Origin of the sequence: Pseudoalteromonas sp. SR45-4, from assembly GCF_014163535.1 — a bacterium.
GTDB lineage: Bacteria > Pseudomonadota > Gammaproteobacteria > Enterobacterales > Alteromonadaceae > Pseudoalteromonas > Pseudoalteromonas nigrifaciens.
On record NZ_JACJDO010000003.1, the window covers coordinates 127,748 to 146,044 of the forward strand.

The window sequence follows — 18,297 nt, forward strand, 5'->3', positions numbered from 1 at the left end:
GCAGATAAAAAACACTCAATAAAAAAGCGCCCTTGTTAACAAGGGCGCTTTTTTGGGTTTTAATCAAAATCAACAAGTAGCAAAGTAATAGACAGCCCCTTTATAAAAAAGTTCTTAATTTAATTATTTTTCTTTTCTAGTAATGGCATTAACATTTGCTCTAGCCCATTGAGCTTTACCTCATACATCATGGCGAGTTGGCTGCCTAGCTTTGAGTCGGGAAACCCTTGTTGTTTAAACCATACTAAATAGGGCTCGGGTAAAAGCAGTAAAGGGCGGCCTGCGTACTTTCCAAAGGGCATAATAGTATTAACGGCAATTTTTAGCTGTGTAGGATCCATTGGCTTTAAAGGTTTTATAAAACATAGCTAAGTGTAAGGTATATTAAAGAGATAAAATAGGCTGTGACGGGCAAGTAACAGCCTATTTAACGAGGGAGCAGGCCCTCTGGATTAATATATTTTATTAGCAAGCCCTTCGTTAGCTGGAGTCTAATTAGGGGCAGGTGCTTGCGCTAATATTTACCAATAGTCTTTAGTTTACCTGCTTTTTTCTATGTTAGAGAATTAGCTTGTAAAAGAATGTAAATTCAAATTAGTGCTGCTTTACGAAAATAATTTTTGTTTAACGTGCTCAGCAAAACCACTACCGGCTTCTAAGTAAAAGTTATAGGTAGAATTTACACCCATTTCTTCTAACTCTTTTTGCTGATCAGGGTAGTTAGCAATAGCGGTAACTTGCCCTTTATAACCCGATGCTTTTAATTGCTCTAACGCAAAAATATTTTGCATATGCTGTGGCATTGTTAGCATGACCATTTCAACACGAGAGTGATTTACGCGCTGCCAAAAGTCAGGGTCGGTCGCATCTGCTATTAATACATTTCTTCCGCGTTTTATGTGCTTATCAACTACTTCAGGCTTTATGTCTATACCTGCAACTAGCTGTGGGTGCGTAGCATTTATTGTTTCATAAGCACCTGTGCCAATTCTGCCCATGCCAAATATAACAATTTTAGTGTCGTTAAGGTTAACAGGCAGTTCTTCGGATAAACGAGTTTTACTTTCAAACTTTAGTAGCCAAGGCTCTATTTTTGCGTAAATTTCGTTAGAGCGCTTATTTAAAGGGGATGCAATAATAAAGGTAATTGATACGGCAATTGCAATAACGGCTAACCACTCAGAGGTGATCATGCCTGTAGAGGCGGCTACAGCGCAAACTATTAAACCAAACTCGCTATAATTAGCTAAACTAAAAGTGGTTAGCAATGAGGTGCGAGCACGTAAGTTAAACATGTTTGTTAGCACATAATATAAAAACGTTTTGATTGGTAATACTAACACCAATAATAATGCGGCAAGTAATGAGCTGGTGGTAAGCTCTGCGTTTAAACCTATTGTTAAGAAAAAGCCAACCAATAAAATATCTTTTAAATTAAGTAATGACTTAGAAAGTTCACTGGCCTTTTTATGAGGCGCAATCATCATACCTATTATTAATGCCCCTAAATCACCTTTTAAACCAACTAGCTCAAATGCATGATAACCAGCCACAAGTGCAAAGAAAAACCCAAATAATGGCAGGAGTTCGCCGTGTTTAGAGCGGTTTAGTATCCACCCCATAACTGGGCGTACTAGCGGCAGTGAAATAATAAGTACCAAAGCCCAAATGTTAGGGATTTTACCTGTGCTAATAGCTAAAAATACCACGGCAAAAATATCTTGCATAACTAAAATACCAATGGCTACTTTTCCGTGTAAGCTGCCCATTTCACCGCGTTCTTCTAACACTTTAACAGCAAAAACGGTACTAGAAAAACTCAATGCAAAGCCAACTAATAAAGCGCTTTGCCAGCTCAAATCAACAAATAATGGCAGTGCAAATAGGCTAAGTAATAGCATAAAGCCACTAAATAACGCACTACTCAAAATAATATGTAAAGTAGCAGAAGCCCACACTTGTGGTTTCATTAAACTATTTACTTTTAGCTTTAAACCAATACTAAATAATAAAAGCGTAACGCCTAAGGTAGCAATGGTGTTGAGTAATTCGGTGCTTTTATAGCCCGCTAAATTAAGCGCGAATCCCGCAAGTAAAAAACCGATAAGAGGAGGGAGCTTTAGCTGATAAACAGCAAAGCCAAACACAAACGCGGCGGCAAAGTAAATTAGTTCCATAATTATAAATATCACTTCATTGGGAGGTTTAGTGTAACGAAAAATCAATACCATTGAAAATAAATATACAAATACTCACCATTTTATTCATACAATAAGTCCTTCATAAAAGATTAGGCTTAAGCGCCGTTTAATCAAATACTTGCTCTGTTGCGTATGAAAAATGGACATTTAACACTTATTTAATCGTAAACAGCATGTGAATAGTAGTTTTTCACTGACAAGAGCATTTAAATGTGGTTAAGATGCGCTAACGACGAAGTTTAAGTTAGAGCACATTATAGAGCCGCTCAGCTTAAGGAGAAAAATATGTTTAAAAAGATTTTAGCATCGGTTGGTATTGGTGCCGCCAAAGTAGACACTATTTTAGAAACAGAGCACCTTCAGCCTGGGCAATTATTTAATGCGCAAATCGTTATTACAGCTGGTGATGTAAGCCAAGAAATTGCAGGGTTAGATTTACTATTAATGACGCGAGTTAAAGCATCAAATGAAGATGGTGACTATTTTACCAACCACGTTATAGAGCAGTGGCGCATTACAGATATAGGCACGGTAGAGCCAGGGGAAGTTAAAACGATTCCTTTTCAAGCACGGTTGCATTCAGAAACACCTATTACTGAAATTAATGCAGGGTATAACCAATCTTATGTTTGGCTTGAAACTGGGCTGGACATTGATTTAGCGCTTGATCCAAGTGATAAAGACCATTTACATGTGTACCCCAATGAAGCTGTTAAAACGTGTATGCAGGCCATGGAAAAGCTAGGCTTTAGCCTAACTAAAGCTGATGTTGAAAAAGGCCATTTGCGCGCATCAACGTTTCAATCAGTGTCTGGTTGTTATCAAGAGCTAGAATACAAGCCTAATAGCCGCAGTTTATTTGGAGTGAAAGAAATTGAATTATCATTCATTCCAGAAGCACATAAAACCCATGTGTTAATTGAGTTAGATAGAGCATTTAAAGGCGATGGTTATGTAGATTTAACCATAGAGCACGACCATGTAAATCTCTCGCAATTATGCGATCAGTTAGAGCGACTATTTACCTAAGGTAGATAATTACTTAAAACAAACCCAGCTTATGCTGGGTTTTTGTTTTAAGCCATTTTATTATATAGCATAGCGGTTAATTAAGCCCCTAGCTGCATTACTGCTATTATGCCTAGCCCTAATAACGTATAGGCTTTTATGTCTATTAGAGCCAACGACAGGAGTTACAATGGCGTTTAAATGTGAAACTTTTACTGCGCTCAATACGCAAACCTTATTCTCCATAATGCGTGGGCGCGTAGAGGTATTTGTAGTTGAGCAAATGTGCCCTTATCCAGAGCTTGACGATAATGATGTAGCACCAAGTACCTTGCATATTTACACTGTGAAAAATAATACGCTACAAGCTTATGCTCGATGCTACGAAAAAAACGCAAAATACAGTGCGATCGGTCGCGTGTTAGTCACTAAAGAGGAACGAGGTAGAGGATTGGCTCAGCAATTGGTTACAGAGGCCATTAATTGCTGTAAAAGCCAATGGCCAGAACGTGATATTTATATTGGTGCGCAAACGTACTTACTGGAGTTTTATCGCTCATTCGGATTTGAAAGTATTAATGCTGAATATTTAGAAGATGGCATTGCTCATCAAGATATGGTTTTATAACTAGTACCTTGATTACAAAAGCCCACAATGTGGGCTTTTTTGTTGTTAAGAGCAGAAACTAACTTTAGCTTAATAATGAATGTAAAAATACCAGGCCTATCGCCAGTGGGCATACAAACTTAGTGTACCAAGGCCATACTTTCCAAAATAAGGTATTGTGTACTTCAGGGTTACCTTCTTGAATGGCCTTTAGTAATGAGCCTCTTGACCAAATCCAGCCTACGTATATACAACACATAAGACCTAATAATGGCTGTGCCACTTTAGTGGTTAAGGTGATCACTAAACCAAACAGTAACTCTAAGTTACACACTATCGTGATGCTCACTAGAGTGATTAATGCACCAATTACCCAAGTGGCCTGTAAGCGAGACATTGCAAAGCGTTCTACCGTATAAGATACCGGCGCTTCGAGCATTGAAATAGAGGAGGTGAGTGCTGCAATGCTCATTAGCGCAAAAAACGCAAAGCCAACAAATAACCCCATACCACCCATACCATCAAAAAGTGCAGGTAATACTTGAAATACTAATGTGTCTTCAGAGAGGAGCTTTCCGGTAGTCGGTGAGAAAATCTCAATCCCTTGTGCTTGTGCTACATACATAGCAGGAATGATTAATAACCCTGCTACAAAAGCAATAAATACATCAATAAGCGTGACATAAGCACCTAACGAAACTAAGTTCTCTTTTTTACTAATATACGAGCCATAAATAATCATCACACTGGTACCTAGTGATAATGAAAAGAATGCTTGCCCTAGTGCACTAACTAACAAGTTAGCATCAAAAATAGATGAGAAATCAGGTACTAAATACGCCTTTAAGCCTTCAATAGCGCCATCTTGGGTCATTACATAAATAATTAACGCAAATAAAATGCTGAGCAAAGCAGGCATTAAACGTTTTGACCATTTTTCGATTCCGTTTTCAACGCCACGACTAATAATAGCAACGGTTAGTACAATAAAGATCATAGTGAAAATGATGTTTCTGCTAAGTGACTGTTCACCTAGCCAAGCAGATGCAGAGTTTGCGCCCACTAACGTTGTAATAGGTTCTGCTGTTGCACTTAGCATCCAACCAGCAACAATGGCATAAAAGCTTAAAATAAAGCCAGCACATAAAATACCGCCAAAACCAACCGCAAAAGAAAAATGTTTTTGCCAAGGTTTATTAGATATTTTTCTAAGTGAAGAAACCGCATTTGCTTGGCCATGACGACCAATCATTAGCTCCGCCATTAAAGCAGGATAAGCCAAAAAGAATGCCAGTACTAAATACGCAATTAAAAATGCGGCACCACCATTACTTGCGGTTTGTGTAGGGAAACCCCAAATGTTACCTAAACCTACAGCAGATCCTGCGGCGGCCATTATAAAACCAAAGCGAGAGCTAAACTCGCCTCTTACTGCACTCATATTATTGTACTTCTCTATTTTGTGACGGCGCAGACAATCTACTGGAAATGTAAAAAAATAAAAAGTGCTAATTTGCTGATCTAGCACAATTACTTTATTAAACTCTGTGTTATGAACATAGATTTTAATAAAGTAACTTAAAACTAAAAATTAACAGCTTGATATTGTTTAATAATTGTTAATTTACAGTGTGTAGCCTTTACTTTACACTAGGGTGTTGTTGAGCTATTTTCAGGGTAAAACAAGCTCCACCTAACTGCTTACTTTTGCCTGCATAAACACGGCCGTGATGCCAGTCAGCTACTTTTTCAACAATTGCTAATCCGAGGCCATAACTTTTATCAGCTCGATTACGGTGGTTGTTTTCGCGAAAAAAAGGGCTAAATACTTTGCTAAAGTTTTCAGCTGCTATGCCTGGACCATCGTCCTCTACGGTAATAATAATATGTTGCTCATTGACAGTGGCACTTACATAAATATGTTGCAGGGCAAAGTCGCAGGCATTATTAATTAAGTTAGTAACGGCTCTGGCAAGCCAATGTAAGTCGGCATAAATAACATCGTTACTACTATTAAGTTGCACACTGAGTTTGTGGGAGTCTAATTTAGGCGATAGCTGCGCTAAAATATCTTCAAAGTAGCTGCGCATATGGGTTGCAGAGTAGGTTAAGCGGTTGGCATTTTGTTCTAGCGTGGCAAAGGCTAGGTAGCTTTTTAGCATAGACTCCATATGGTCTAAGTCATTTTCCATGCGGGTTAAATATTGCTTCACTTTTGGCATGTCATTGCTATCTATTGCAGCATCTAAACCAAATCGCAGGCAAGCTATGGGGGTGCGAATGTCATGGGATAAACTCGAAGCCATTAGCTTATTTTCAGCAACCAGCTTTTCTATTTGACTCGCCATACGGTTAAAGGTGAGCTCTACATCTTTTATATACGTGAAATGAGAGACTTTGATACGAGTTTTAACATCACCCGATGCAAATTTTTTAGCTGCTTCATTTAACACGCTCAAGCGTTTGGCTAAGGGATAAATAATAAAGCCCATAAATACACACAACCCAGCGTAAAATAATAAGGTTAGAATAATATCGTCGCGTTGCTCTGCTTCAAATGAGTTATCGAGGCGCATAGATAAATGATAAGGGCTTAATGCTTGGTTGCTATAAAGCATATGAAAACCCTGTTCGCCCTCTAAAATTAACCCACCATGGGTTTGCATTTGCATAAGTAAGGCAGGGCTAAGCGCTAAAGTGTCGTTTAGCTTATAGGTAAGCGGCAGGCTAAAGTCGTTGGCTAACTTTGTAACATAATTACTGCGCTGTGCAGGGGGGAGAGTAGCAAGCTGTTTGCTAAACCCTGCAATCATTTTACTTTGCATGCTAAATTCGTCTAAAGGGGCGTGTGTATTTTGACTAAAAGCGTCAATAAGCCAGCCTAAAACAATAATCGAAAGCAGTGCGCTGCTAAGCAGTGCAATATAAAACTTTTTCATTTGTAGCTACCAAGCAGTGGCAACGAGTAAATAACCTCGTCCCCAAATTGTTTTAATTTTTTCAGGGTTTTGCGGATCGTCATTAAACTTTTTACGTAGCGCAGAAATAAGCACATCAACACTTCTATCAAGGCCGTCGTACTCGCGTCCTTTGGTTGCTTTAAACACCGCATCGCGTGATACAACTTGCCCTGCGTTACTGGCTAAGTAATGCAGCAATAAATACTCAGCGCTAGATATATTTATATCGATATCGTTAAGTTTAACGCTTCGCGACTCACTATTAATGCTCAAAGCCCCTACATTAATAATACTATGCTGTTTATGAGATTGGCTGCTTTGGGTGGTGAGCCTAAGGGCTGACTTTATTCTTGCTAGTAATGCACGAGGGCGTACCGGTTTCATTATGTAGTCACTGGCACCTACCTCTAAGCCAATCACTTCATCCATTTCGTCATCACGAGCTGTTAGCATAATAATAGGAGCTTGATAAAAGCTACGTAGCTCGCGACAAACGCTTATGCCGTCTAACCCAGGAAGCATAATATCAAGTAGTATTAACTGCGGTTTCAAGGTTTTAACTTGGCCAACAACTTCATCACCGCGATGACAAACATGTACACAATAGCCTTGTTCTGTTAAATATTCAGCCACCCATTGTGCCAAAGAAATATCATCTTCAACGAGTAAAATAGTACCGTAATTATCCATAAGACTTCCTTATTAAAACAATCGCCAACGGCGTTTTTTCTGCCTGTTTTGATAAACCCACTGTAACTTTACTTCAGTGGTGGCTATGACTTTTGCAGTATTACTATCAAATAATTCAAATGATAAGCTCTGCTCAGAGTCAAATGCATAATTAAAAACGCCGTGTTGCTGCTTAAGCCAACATTGCATAATATATTTTGAGGTAGCGTCTCGTAAGCAGTAGTTACCTATTGTGGGCTGCTGCCATGATAAAACCACTTCAGTATAACAGTGGCGGCCTTCACGTAGTGCCACGCAGGTATTAGGTATTGCACTAAGTGCGGTTACCTCTTGGGGCACCTCGGCGAGTAAACTGCCAGGGTAAGCTAATAGTAAATAACACCAGCGTCTAAAATACATAACGCACGCCTAGCTTGGCTTTGTGTTGGTACCCTTGAGAAATAATAGGGCTGTCGTCAATTTCTTTAGAAAATAAAGTCGTTAACCAGCCGGCTAAAAACACCCAGTCTTGGTTAAGCGGGTACTCAGCATGAAACTCAAGCATAATGCTGCTGCTGGCATTGGTTTTATAGGCAGGACGCAGCAAGGTAACTTCACTTTGCTCAATACCAAAATAATAGTTAGTAAAGTCAGCAGAGTAGGCACTAAAGCCTATGCCTGAGCGAAACTCCCAGTTACGCCAAGGTTGTATTTTGCTAAAAAAAGAATTAAATACCCAGCCATTGTGGGCGTTTGAAATATCATGCAAAAATTCAATAGAAACCTGTGAGCCATCAAATCTGTGGGTAAATCTAAGGCCTGTATTAAAGTCATACTTACGCTTTTTAATGCCGCGTAATTCCTCAACCACACCATTGTTATAAAACCCCAAGCCTTTTTGACCAAACCCAGCTTGGGCGTTAGCACCGATTATATCGAGCTCCCAATTATATTTGTTAATTAGACTGTAGCCTATAACAAGGCCGCCGCTGAGTTGGTTATGGTCATAATCGAGATAAAAGTTATCAAAAGAAACCGCAAGGCTGAGATCTAATTCAATACCATCGTCATAGGAGTCCATGCCGATAAGGTAAGAGTCTTCAATATAATAACCAGTACCGGCGCTCCAGTCCCATGCAAAGCCTTGAATAGGCTCTAAGGTGTTATCAGCATAATAGCGGTTACTGGCAGTACTATGGGCACTAAATACACAGGCAAATAATAAGCAGGTGTAACATAAAAAATAGCTAAGTATTGAGTGCTTCATCCTTGGAACCTAAATAAGTAATGGTTATAAAGCGTAGTATATTGTTAAACGTTCCTTTAAACCTGTAAAAAAATGTAGTGTTTAACTTACGCTTATATCACTTTAATTTTGTCGATTAATATACTGCTTAAATAAAACTGCATCATTGGTGCTAAAGCACTTATTTCTGTGCGAGTACACGGGCCTTGCACTTTAGTCAGTGTGCTAAGCTTGCTCATTGTATTATATTTAGGAATAGTTACCTTTGTATTTGCCTCGGCACGTGCTAAACGTGCTTGTTCGGTATTTTGCTGGTGGACAAAGGCGACTACTTCAAGTTCATTAGTGATTTTTTGCTCTTCGGTAAAGCTATAAATCAGTGATTCACGATGAAAGCTAGTGCTATCTAAAGATGATTTTGCAAACCAAACAACATCACCAGAGGCTTTATGCGTTAAGCGCATGCTAACTTGCGCTAAAATAGTTGCACACTGCTGGGTTGGAAATTGCTGTGCAACTTTAGAGTATAGAGCATAAGGTTGTTTGGGCTGATTTAACGTGTATTTACTATCATCGGTAAACGACAGATCAACTTGATGAATAGCAAGTGTGTAATCACTATCGTTTTTAGTAGTTACTTTTAGTTGTTTGTCATTGAGCGCTTGGCTTATTTGCGCCAGTAAAGTGTCGGTTACACTTACTCTGTCGGTAACAATTTTAACCGTTTGGTTTTTCATTACTTTATGAGCTGGTAATTGCACTGACTTTACTTTAGGCGAGGTGTGTTGTGCCTCATACTCCAGTTGGTATGTCTGACTTTTTAACATTGGCTTTAAGGGCATTGCCAATGGCTCAGCAGGCTGATTTGTTGTTGTGGTTATAGCGCAACCCGATGAAAATAATATAAAAAGTGGTACAACTAAAAAACGCATAAATACTTCACACTCAGTAAAAGGCCAATAATCAACATATTGTACGTTAGTCTTGACAAAAGTTCATGATATTATATGCATAGAAGCAATTAAAAAAAGAAAAAACAGCCACCGATGAAGTACCTTAATTACTCGATTTATTACCTGCTCGCCTTTTGTATTTTAATAACCCACTCAGAGGTTGCTGCAAATGTAGATCCAGATTGGTCTGCATTTGTAAAAAAATATGGGCGTTACGCAGAAAAAAAGCTTAAACGAAAAGGTATACCTGGCGCGGCTTTATCGATTGTTAATATGCAGTCGAGTGATTATATTCATACCATGGGCTTTACCAAAGTGGGTAGCTCTCAAAGGGTTAATCAACATACACGTTTTAGATTAGCATCGGTGTCTAAAACCTTTGCAGGATCGTTAGCTGCTAAGCTTGCAAGTGAAGGGGAAATAGATTTATACCAGCCTATTAGCGACTATATTCCTGAATTTGCTAACACCGACTACAAAGATAATTTAAAGGTTTATCATATTTTAAGTCACTCTAGTGGCCTAGTTCCCAACGCCTACGATAACCTAATTGAATCACGAATGAGTTATCCAGATATTGTTGAAAAGCTACTTACGGTAGCGCCCATATGCGATCCTGGGCAGTGTTATGGCTATCAAAATGTGATGTTTAGTTTAATTGACGATGTAATTTTAAGGAGTACTCATAAAAGTTACTCTCAGTGGCTAAATGACGCTATTTTTACGCCCTTAAAAATGCATGACACTAGTTTAGGCTATGACGCTATGGTGCAAGATAAAAACTACGCATTTCCACATGTAAGAGGGAAAAAACGTTGGTATAGCGCTAAGCTGAAAAAAAATTATTATAAAGTAGCCCCCGCTGCAGGCATAAATGCCAGTGCTGCCGATATGGCAATATGGCTAAAGGCGCAATTAGGTCAGTACCCAAATGTATTATCGCTCGATGCATTAGCGGTACAAACACGTCCCTATACGCATACCAAAAAAGAGCAATACCGACGAGTATGGAAAGGTCATCTTAGTGAGGCTTTTTATGGGCTAGGTTGGCGAGTATATAACTACGATGATGAAACCCTTTATTACCATAGTGGTTGGGTGCAAGGCTATCGCACCGATTTAGTGGTTTTTCCTCATTTAAATGTGGGTTTTAGCTTAATAATAAATGCCGAAACTGGGGTGATAAATGAACTTACAACAGAGTTTATAAATAGAGTGCTTAAATATAAGCGAGGCTAAAAATCATGATTAAAGATAAAAGGCTTTTAATCTTGGCGCTACTGGTTATGGTGTTTAATAGCCAATTTGTATTTGCCGCCCCAGATAAGATTTATTTATTTCGCCACAGTGAAAAACAAGCCGGTAAAAACCCGTCGCTTACAGTGCTTGGCGCACAACGTGCACAGTATTTGGTACAGTTAATAAAACAACATAAAAACGTGCAGCTATTTAGCAGCAATTATAAGCGTACATTACAAACAGCAGCGCCAATGGCTGCTTACTTAAGCACTACAGTAAAAATGTATGATGCAGCTGATTTAACTTCACTTGAAAGTAAACTACTAAAATTACAGGGTGTTGTAATTGTTGTAGGACACAGTAATACCACGCCTGAACTTACGGCACTGCTTTCAAAAGGTACGGTGAGTGCTATGTCTGAAGATGAGTTTTCGCGCTATTACATACTAGATAAAATACGCGATAAAGCCCCAAAAGATGCACCACAATATAGGGTCAGTGAACTCACTATGGATTTTAATCATTAATTTAAAAGTGACAGATAATAAAAAACCAGCGGGTGCTGGTTTTTTTATATTACCGGGTAAATCCTACAAGTAGTGTTTAGCCACGCGGTAATTTAATTTTTTTCTCTTCACTTTGGCGGTAAAGCACAATAGTGTGACCAATTGATTGTAATTTAGTTGCACCAGTTTCACGCACAATTGCTTCAAAAATGAGTGCTTTAGTTTCGCGATCATCAGTTGGAACCTTCACTTTAATTAATTCGTGAATTTCTAATGCGCTTTGAATTTCTACTACTACGCCTTCGGTTAAACCGTTAGAACCTAGTAAAACTACAGGCTTGAGGCTATGTGCCTGACCTTTTAAAAACTGCTTTTGTTTGTTTGATAATGTCATGTTTATACAAATTTTGCTGAATATGGCTTGAATTAAGGGTATTCTACCGCCATCTAAAGAATATTACTAATTAGTTGCGTGTTAATTTATGACAAATAAAAAACAGTCAGCCAGTTCACAGCGATGGCTGAAAGAACATTTTGATGATAAATATGTTCAAGAGGCGCAAAAAAAAGGTTGGCGTTCTCGAGCTGTTTTTAAATTAGATGAGGTCCAAAGTAGAGACAAGTTACTCCGCCCAGCAATGACTGTTGTTGATTTGGGGGCTGCACCGGGTAGTTGGTCACAATACTTGGCAGAAAAAGTAGGAGATAAAGGACAAGTTATAGCGTGCGATATCCTCCCTATGGATTCATTAGCGGGTGTTGACTTTTTACAAGGCGACTTTCGTGAAGAAGCAGTGTTAAGTGCATTGTTAAAACGTATTGATGGCAAAAATGTTGATGTGGTACTCTCTGACATGGCACCAAATATGAGTGGTAACAATTCGGTTGATCAAGCTGGTAGCATGTATTTGGTCGAGCTTGCACTGGATATGTGTAATCAAGTATTAAAGAAAAATGGTGCATTTATTGTTAAAGTATTCCAAGGTGAAGGCTTTGATCAGTTCTTGCAAGATGTACGTAATAGTTTTAAAACAGTGAAGATACGTAAACCAGATGCCTCGCGCGCCCGTTCACGGGAAGTATATATAGTAGCGACTGGATATAAACTGTAGTACAGTTGTTGGGCGTTTAGTTGAATTTAAATTAATTGGATACAAGAGGTTAACCCCTTGAGCGATATGGCAAAAAATCTAATACTCTGGCTGGTTATTGCAGTTGTGCTGATGTCAGTATTTCAGAGCTTTAATGGCGGCGATCAAGTAGATCGTCAAACAAGTTATAGTCAATTTGTTAAAGATGCCCGCAGTGGCTCTATACAAGAAGTGGCAATTGAAAGTACCAGTGGCACAATTACAGGTACTAAAACCAGTGGCGAACGTTTTCAAACGATTATGCCTATTTACGACAAAGACATTTTAAATGATTTGTTAAAAAGTAACGTCAATGTGAAAGGGGTTAAACCTGAAGAGCAGTCATTTTTAGCAAGTATATTTATTTCTTGGTTCCCAATGATACTGCTTATTGGTGTGTGGATATTTTTCATGCGTCAAATGCAAGGCGGTGGCGGTAAAGGCGCAATGTCGTTTGGTAAGAGCAAAGCGCGCTTAATGAGCGAAGATCAAATTAAAACCACTTTCGCCGATGTTGCTGGCTGTGATGAAGCAAAAGAAGATGTATCAGAATTGGTAGATTTTTTACGCGACCCATCAAAATTCCAAAAATTAGGTGGCAGCATTCCTAAAGGCGTGTTGATGGTTGGTCCTCCTGGTACAGGTAAAACGTTACTTGCTAAAGCCGTTGCTGGTGAAGCAAAAGTGCCGTTCTTTACTATTTCTGGTTCGGACTTTGTTGAAATGTTTGTTGGTGTGGGCGCATCTCGCGTACGAGATATGTTCGAGCAAGCTAAAAAAGCATCACCCTGTATTATCTTTATTGATGAAATAGATGCTGTAGGTCGTAAACGTGGTGCTGGTATGGGCGGCGGTAACGACGAACGTGAGCAAACGCTAAACCAAATGCTAGTAGAAATGGATGGTTTTGGTGGTAACGAAGGTATTATCGTTATTGCTGCAACTAACCGCCCAGACGTATTAGATCCAGCCTTACTTCGTCCGGGTCGTTTTGACCGCCAAGTTGAAGTTGGCTTACCTGATATTCGTGGTCGTGAGCAAATACTTAAAGTACATATGCGTAAAGTGCCATTAGGCGACAACGTTGAAGCAGCTTTAATTGCACGCGGTACACCGGGTTTTTCAGGTGCTGATTTAGCAAACCTAGTAAACGAAGCTGCACTCTATGCGGCACGCGGTAATAAACGTGTTGTTAGTATGGCTGAGTTTGACGCTGCTAAAGATAAAATCATGATGGGCGCTGAGCGCAAAACCATGGTGATGAGCGAGCAAGAAAAAGCCATGACAGCGTACCACGAAGCTGGCCATGCTATTGTTGGTCGTATGGTGCCAGAGCATGATCCTGTTTATAAAGTATCTATAATTCCACGTGGCCGTGCGCTAGGTGTAACTATGTACTTGCCTGAACAAGACCGTGTAAGCCATTCGAAAGAATTGCTAGAGTCGATGATCTCAAGCCTGTATGGCGGACGTATCGCAGAAGCACTTATTTATGGTGCAGATAAAGTAACCACAGGTGCTAGTAACGATATTGAACGTGCGAGTGATATTGCCCGTAAAATGGTAACGCACTGGGGTTTAAGTGAAAAACTTGGACCACTACTTTACGCAGAAGATCAAAACGATATGTACATGGGCGGTGGCCGCTCTATGAGTATATCGGACGAAACAGCTAAAATTATCGATAGCGAAGTACGTTTATTGTCAGATCGTAACTATCAACGAGCAGAAGCGATATTAAAAGAAAATATCGATATTCTACACGCAATGAAAGATGCGCTGATGAAGTACGAAACGATTGATGCTAAGCAAATTGATGATTTAATGGCGCGCCAAGAAGTTCGTGAACCACGCGATGCGCATGACCGCCATGAAAAAAAGCCAGTTAAAGAAGATGTTTCAGCAGAAAAATTAGTTGATGAAGATCAAAAACCAACTGATGAAGCTAAAAAAGATGAAACAAACCTTGATGACAAAGCTGAATAATCGTTAAAATAGCTAAACTAAAAGCCCCGAACCTCGGGGCTTTTTTGTATCAAACGTATAAAATAAACTTCAGCTAATTCAAACAAAAAAGGTCATCATGAATAATTTACTAAACTTGCCTCGCAAACGTACACTAAGTTTGGCAAATCCAGTAATTATGGGAATACTTAATGTTACTCCCGATTCATTTTCAGATGGCGGGCAGTTTATAGACCCTGATATTGCGCTGCAGCGTGCGCTGCAATTGTTAGACGACGGGGCGCAAATTATAGATATTGGCGGAGAGTCGACTCGCCCAGGTGCTCCTGATGTGAGCCTTGAGGATGAATTAGCACGTGTAATACCAGCGATTAAAGCAATTCGTGAAAACAGTGATTGCGTTATATCTATTGATACCAGCAAAGCACAAGTAATGCACCAAGCTATTTTAGCTGGGGCCGATATTGTTAATGACGTACGTGCATTACAAGAAAGCGACGCACTGAACGTAGTGGCGCAGTTTCCTGATGTTGCGGTGTGTTTAATGCATATGCAAGGCCAACCTCGCAGCATGCAGGCAGCGCCACACTATGACGATTTATTTGCAGATATAAAACAGTTTTTTAGTCAGCGTATTGCTGCGTGTAAAACAGCGGGGATTAAGCAAACACAACTTATTCTTGATCCTGGTTTTGGTTTTGGTAAAACACTCAGCCACAATTACCAACTACTGGCGCAGTTTAATGACTTTAATCAGTTTGGTTTACCGTTATTAGCGGGATTATCGCGTAAGTCGATGATTGGCAACTTATTAAATAGAAATACAAATGAGCGATTGGCCGGCAGTTTAGCGGGCGCATTAATCGCAGCACAAAATGGTGCGCATATTATTCGTGTACACGACGTAAAAGAAACCGCAGATGTACTTAACGTACTACAAGCCTGCAAACAAGGAGTACTTTAAATGAAAGAAAGAAAATATTTTGGCACCGATGGTGTACGCGGGCTCGTGGGTGAGCATCCTATAAATCCTGAGTTTGCAATGAAACTAGGTTGGGCTGCGGGCCGTGTCCTATCAGAAAATGGCACTAAAAAAGTGATGATAGGTAAAGATACCCGCATTTCAGGCTATATGTTAGAAACCGCATTACAAGCAGGGTTAATTGCAGCAGGAATCGATGTTGTATTACTGGGCCCTATGCCAACCCCTGCGATTGCTTATTTAGCACAAACATTTAGAGCCGAGGCCGGCATAGTAATTAGTGCATCGCACAATCCGTATTACGATAACGGCATAAAGTTTTTTAACTGTCGCGGTTTAAAGCTTGATGACAAAGTAGAGCTTGAAATTGAAGCCATGCTTGATGAACCAATGACTTGTGTTGAGTCAGATAAATTAGGTAAAGCGAGTCGCTTAACTAGCGCTGATGGTCGTTATATCGAATTTTGTAAAAGCCAATTTCCACAAAGCTTGTCGCTTGAAGGATTAAAAATTGTACTCGATTGTGCCAATGGCGCAACTTACCATATTGCACCTTCAGTTATGCGCGAACTAGGTGCAAATATAATCACGCATGCGTGTGAGCCCAATGGTGTAAATATTAACCATGAATGCGGCGCTACTCACGTAGATACCCTAAAACGTAAAGTGCTTGAACATAATGCAGATGTGGGCATTGCCTATGATGGCGATGGCGACCGTGTAATGATGGTTGATCATAATGGTCGTGTGTTTGATGGTGATGACTTAGTGTATATTATTGCCTGCCAAGCAGCGCAAGATGATAATTTAGGTGGTGGTGTTGTTGGCACTGTTATGTCAAACATGGGCCTTGAAAATGCATTGAAAGCCAAAGGTATTGAATTTGCACGCAGTAAAGTAGGCGACCGTTATGTAATGGAGTTGCTACAACAAAAAGGCTGGACTATTGGCGGCGAAAGCTCGGGCCATGTATTAAACCTTGATTTAATTAGCACCGGCGATGGCATTATTTCAAGCTTGCAAGTACTAGCTGCTATGGTTGCGCAAAATAAAACATTACAAGACTTAGGTACTGGTTTTACTAAGTACCCAATGAAAATGATTAACGTACGTTACACCCCAGGTACAGATCCGACAAAAGCGCCTGCAGTATTAGCTGCAGTAGCAGAGGTTGAGCAAACTTTAGGTGAAAAGGGGCGTGTGTTACTACGTAAATCAGGCACTGAACCTGTTGTACGTGTTATGGTTGAGGCCGAACAAGAGAAGTTAGTAATCGACAGCGCAGAAAAAATAGCCGCGGTTGTTGAATCTATGAGCAAACAAACTGATTGATAACAATAACCTCTTGTAACTTTGGGCGAGTCGAGTTAATATCTCGACCGCTTTCTCATGTGGAGTGGAAAAATGGCAGCACGCAAGGCGATGGTCGCAGGCAATTGGAAAATGAATGGCTCTTTAGAGCTGGTTAAACAAATGTCTGATGCTATTAACAATGTTAAATCAAACGAGATAGACATTGTTTTATTTCCTCCGTTTCCGTTAGTGTCAGCAATGATAGCCAGCGGTGTTTCAACGGGAACTCAAACTGTGTCAGAAAATACCCCCGGTGCATTTACCGGTGAAGTTGATGCACAACTTATTAAAGAGTTGGGCGCCCAATATGTATTAGTAGGTCACTCAGAGCGTCGTAGTATATACAAAGAAAGCAATGATGTCGTAGCTGCAAAATTTGCTCGCGCACAACAAGTTGGTTTAACGCCAATTTTATGTGTTGGAGAGAGCGAAAGTGAGCAAGAAAACGGTAAAACAGAACAAATAGTTGCTGCACAAATTGATGCAGTAATTGAAAAATTAGGTGTAGCAGCACTCAAAGATTCTGTGATAGCATATGAACCCGTTTGGGCCATAGGCACAGGTAAGACTGCATCGCCAGAACAGGCACAAAGCGTTCATAAATTTATCCGTGACAAAATCGCTTCATTAAACAGCGATTTAGCACAAGGGCTAACCATCTTATATGGTGGTAGCGTTAACGAAAAAAATAGCGAATTATTATTTGCACAAACAGATATAGACGGCGGCCTAATTGGTGGCGCAAGTTTAAAAGCAGATTCATTTGCTGCTATCTGCAACAGTGCAAAAGGGACCGTATAAATGTACGAAATTTTACTAGTAGTTTATTTAGTTGTAGCTTTAGCGCTTGTTGGAATGGTTTTAATCCAGCAAGGTAAAGGTGCCGATATGGGTTCTTCATTTGGCGCGGGTGCTTCGTCAACTGTTTTCGGATCATCAGGTGCAGGTAACTTTATGACTAAAACAACGACAGTTTTAGCTTCTGTGTTTTTTATATTAAGCATAGTACTGGGCAACCTTACTGCAAGTCATATTAAAAAGACTGATGAATGGGAAAACCTTGAAGCAGCACCAGCTTTAGAAACAGTTATTCCTGTTGAAGAAGATGTGCCAGTTACATCTTCGAAAGAGCAACGCTCTGACGTACCAAATTAATTTAGCGTAAAAGCTAAAACGTTAAACGATTTATACTCCTCAAATAAATCATAAAGTTTAACACCTAAGCGCAAGCTTAATAAATGCGGATGTGGTGGAATTGGTAGACACGCCACCTTGAGGGGGTGGTGCTTTAGGGCATGGGGGTTCAAGTCCCCCCATCCGCACCAAATTTAAAACCCAGTAACTAACGTTGCTGGGTTTTTTGTTTGCCCAGCGAAGCTGGCAAACCCGATAGGCTGAAAGATGCCTTATCACCCTGACTAAGGGGAAGATAATCTGAATGGCAAGGGCGTCACTGGCCAACGGTGGGGTCTGAAGGA

Annotated in this window: 19 protein-coding genes and 1 tRNA gene; 11 read left to right on the forward strand and 9 right to left on the reverse strand. The window is 39.9% G+C overall.

What is annotated here, in order from left to right:
- Window positions 1–119 precede the first annotated feature (119 nt).
- Complete coding sequence (locus H5058_RS02735) at window positions 120–341, reverse strand: DUF3820 family protein (protein ID WP_041454363.1); 222 nt, start codon at window positions 339–341, stop codon at window positions 120–122.
- Between the two features lie 264 nt (window positions 342–605).
- On the reverse strand, window positions 606–2,177 hold the full coding sequence (locus H5058_RS02740; RefSeq protein ID WP_041454668.1) for a cation:proton antiporter family protein: 1,572 nt from the start codon (window positions 2,175–2,177) through the stop codon (window positions 606–608).
- 309 nt (window positions 2,178–2,486) lie between these two features.
- Here H5058_RS02740 and H5058_RS02745 point away from each other — a divergent pair, with 309 nt between their 5' ends.
- On the forward strand, window positions 2,487–3,230 hold the full coding sequence (locus H5058_RS02745; protein WP_011327550.1) for a sporulation protein: 744 nt from the start codon (window positions 2,487–2,489) through the stop codon (window positions 3,228–3,230).
- A gap of 169 nt (window positions 3,231–3,399) precedes the next feature.
- Entirely contained in the window at window positions 3,400–3,837 is a 438-nt protein-coding gene (locus H5058_RS02750) for a GNAT family N-acetyltransferase (RefSeq protein WP_182676803.1), read from the forward strand.
- A 64-nt stretch (window positions 3,838–3,901) separates the two neighbouring features.
- Here H5058_RS02750 and H5058_RS02755 read toward each other — a convergent pair whose 3' ends face one another.
- The 6 genes from H5058_RS02755 to H5058_RS02780 all read right to left on the reverse strand — a co-directional run bounded on the left by H5058_RS02755 (window position 3,902) and on the right by H5058_RS02780 (window position 9,623).
- Window positions 3,902–5,257 (reverse strand): sodium-dependent transporter, encoded by a 1,356-nt coding sequence (locus tag H5058_RS02755; protein ID WP_086993503.1) that lies wholly within the window; start codon window positions 5,255–5,257, stop codon window positions 3,902–3,904.
- A 199-nt stretch (window positions 5,258–5,456) separates the two neighbouring features.
- Window positions 5,457–6,755, reverse strand: coding sequence for an ATP-binding protein (locus H5058_RS02760; protein WP_179808223.1), 1,299 nt, complete (start codon window positions 6,753–6,755; stop codon window positions 5,457–5,459).
- A gap of 6 nt (window positions 6,756–6,761) precedes the next feature.
- Window positions 6,762–7,466, reverse strand: a complete 705-nt coding sequence (locus H5058_RS02765) for a response regulator transcription factor (RefSeq protein WP_011327554.1) — start codon at window positions 7,464–7,466, stop codon at window positions 6,762–6,764.
- Window positions 7,467–7,478: 12 nt separating this feature from the next.
- Complete coding sequence (locus H5058_RS02770; RefSeq protein WP_041454364.1) at window positions 7,479–7,865, reverse strand: DUF3019 domain-containing protein; 387 nt, start codon at window positions 7,863–7,865, stop codon at window positions 7,479–7,481.
- On the reverse strand, window positions 7,855–8,712 hold the full coding sequence (locus H5058_RS02775) for a MipA/OmpV family protein (RefSeq protein WP_086993499.1): 858 nt from the start codon (window positions 8,710–8,712) through the stop codon (window positions 7,855–7,857). Before H5058_RS02775 ends, H5058_RS02770 begins: the two co-directional genes overlap by 11 nt.
- Before the next feature lie 92 nt (window positions 8,713–8,804).
- The gene (locus H5058_RS02780; protein ID WP_011327557.1) at window positions 8,805–9,623 is read right to left on the reverse strand and encodes a hypothetical protein; all 819 of its coding nucleotides are present in this window, start codon (window positions 9,621–9,623) and stop codon (window positions 8,805–8,807) included.
- 114 nt (window positions 9,624–9,737) lie between these two features.
- On the opposite strand from H5058_RS02780, the gene H5058_RS02785 reads away from it, so the two are divergent.
- The gene (locus H5058_RS02785; RefSeq protein ID WP_182676805.1) at window positions 9,738–10,883 is read left to right on the forward strand and encodes a serine hydrolase; all 1,146 of its coding nucleotides are present in this window, start codon (window positions 9,738–9,740) and stop codon (window positions 10,881–10,883) included.
- Window positions 10,884–10,888: 5 nt separating this feature from the next.
- A complete protein-coding gene (locus tag H5058_RS02790; RefSeq protein WP_182676807.1) occupies window positions 10,889–11,410 on the forward strand; it encodes a histidine phosphatase family protein in 522 nt (173 codons plus the stop codon).
- A gap of 76 nt (window positions 11,411–11,486) precedes the next feature.
- On the opposite strand, the gene yhbY is transcribed toward H5058_RS02790, so the two are convergent.
- The gene (gene yhbY, locus H5058_RS02795; protein ID WP_011327561.1) at window positions 11,487–11,783 is read right to left on the reverse strand and encodes a ribosome assembly RNA-binding protein YhbY; all 297 of its coding nucleotides are present in this window, start codon (window positions 11,781–11,783) and stop codon (window positions 11,487–11,489) included.
- A gap of 88 nt (window positions 11,784–11,871) precedes the next feature.
- Between yhbY and rlmE the strand changes: the two genes are divergently transcribed.
- The 7 genes from rlmE (at window position 11,872) to H5058_RS02830 (ending at window position 18,144) form a co-directional block, all read left to right on the forward strand.
- Window positions 11,872–12,501: a 23S rRNA (uridine(2552)-2'-O)-methyltransferase RlmE gene (rlmE, locus tag H5058_RS02800; protein WP_011327562.1), complete on the forward strand. Its 630-nt coding sequence runs from the start codon at window positions 11,872–11,874 to the stop codon at window positions 12,499–12,501.
- Between the two features lie 66 nt (window positions 12,502–12,567).
- Window positions 12,568–14,505, forward strand: coding sequence for an ATP-dependent zinc metalloprotease FtsH (gene ftsH, locus H5058_RS02805; RefSeq protein ID WP_041454669.1), 1,938 nt, complete (start codon window positions 12,568–12,570; stop codon window positions 14,503–14,505).
- A gap of 97 nt (window positions 14,506–14,602) precedes the next feature.
- Complete coding sequence (gene folP, locus H5058_RS02810; RefSeq protein WP_182676810.1) at window positions 14,603–15,448, forward strand: dihydropteroate synthase; 846 nt, start codon at window positions 14,603–14,605, stop codon at window positions 15,446–15,448.
- Complete coding sequence (gene glmM, locus H5058_RS02815) at window positions 15,449–16,798, forward strand: phosphoglucosamine mutase (protein ID WP_011327565.1); 1,350 nt, start codon at window positions 15,449–15,451, stop codon at window positions 16,796–16,798.
- A 72-nt stretch (window positions 16,799–16,870) separates the two neighbouring features.
- Window positions 16,871–17,620, forward strand: a complete 750-nt coding sequence (tpiA, locus tag H5058_RS02820; protein WP_179808217.1) for a triose-phosphate isomerase — start codon at window positions 16,871–16,873, stop codon at window positions 17,618–17,620.
- Window positions 17,621–17,974: a preprotein translocase subunit SecG gene (gene secG / locus H5058_RS02825; RefSeq protein ID WP_011327567.1), complete on the forward strand. Its 354-nt coding sequence runs from the start codon at window positions 17,621–17,623 to the stop codon at window positions 17,972–17,974.
- Between the two features lie 85 nt (window positions 17,975–18,059).
- Window positions 18,060–18,144: transfer RNA gene (locus H5058_RS02830), tRNA-Leu, on the forward strand.
- The last annotated feature ends 153 nt before the right edge of the window (window positions 18,145–18,297 follow it).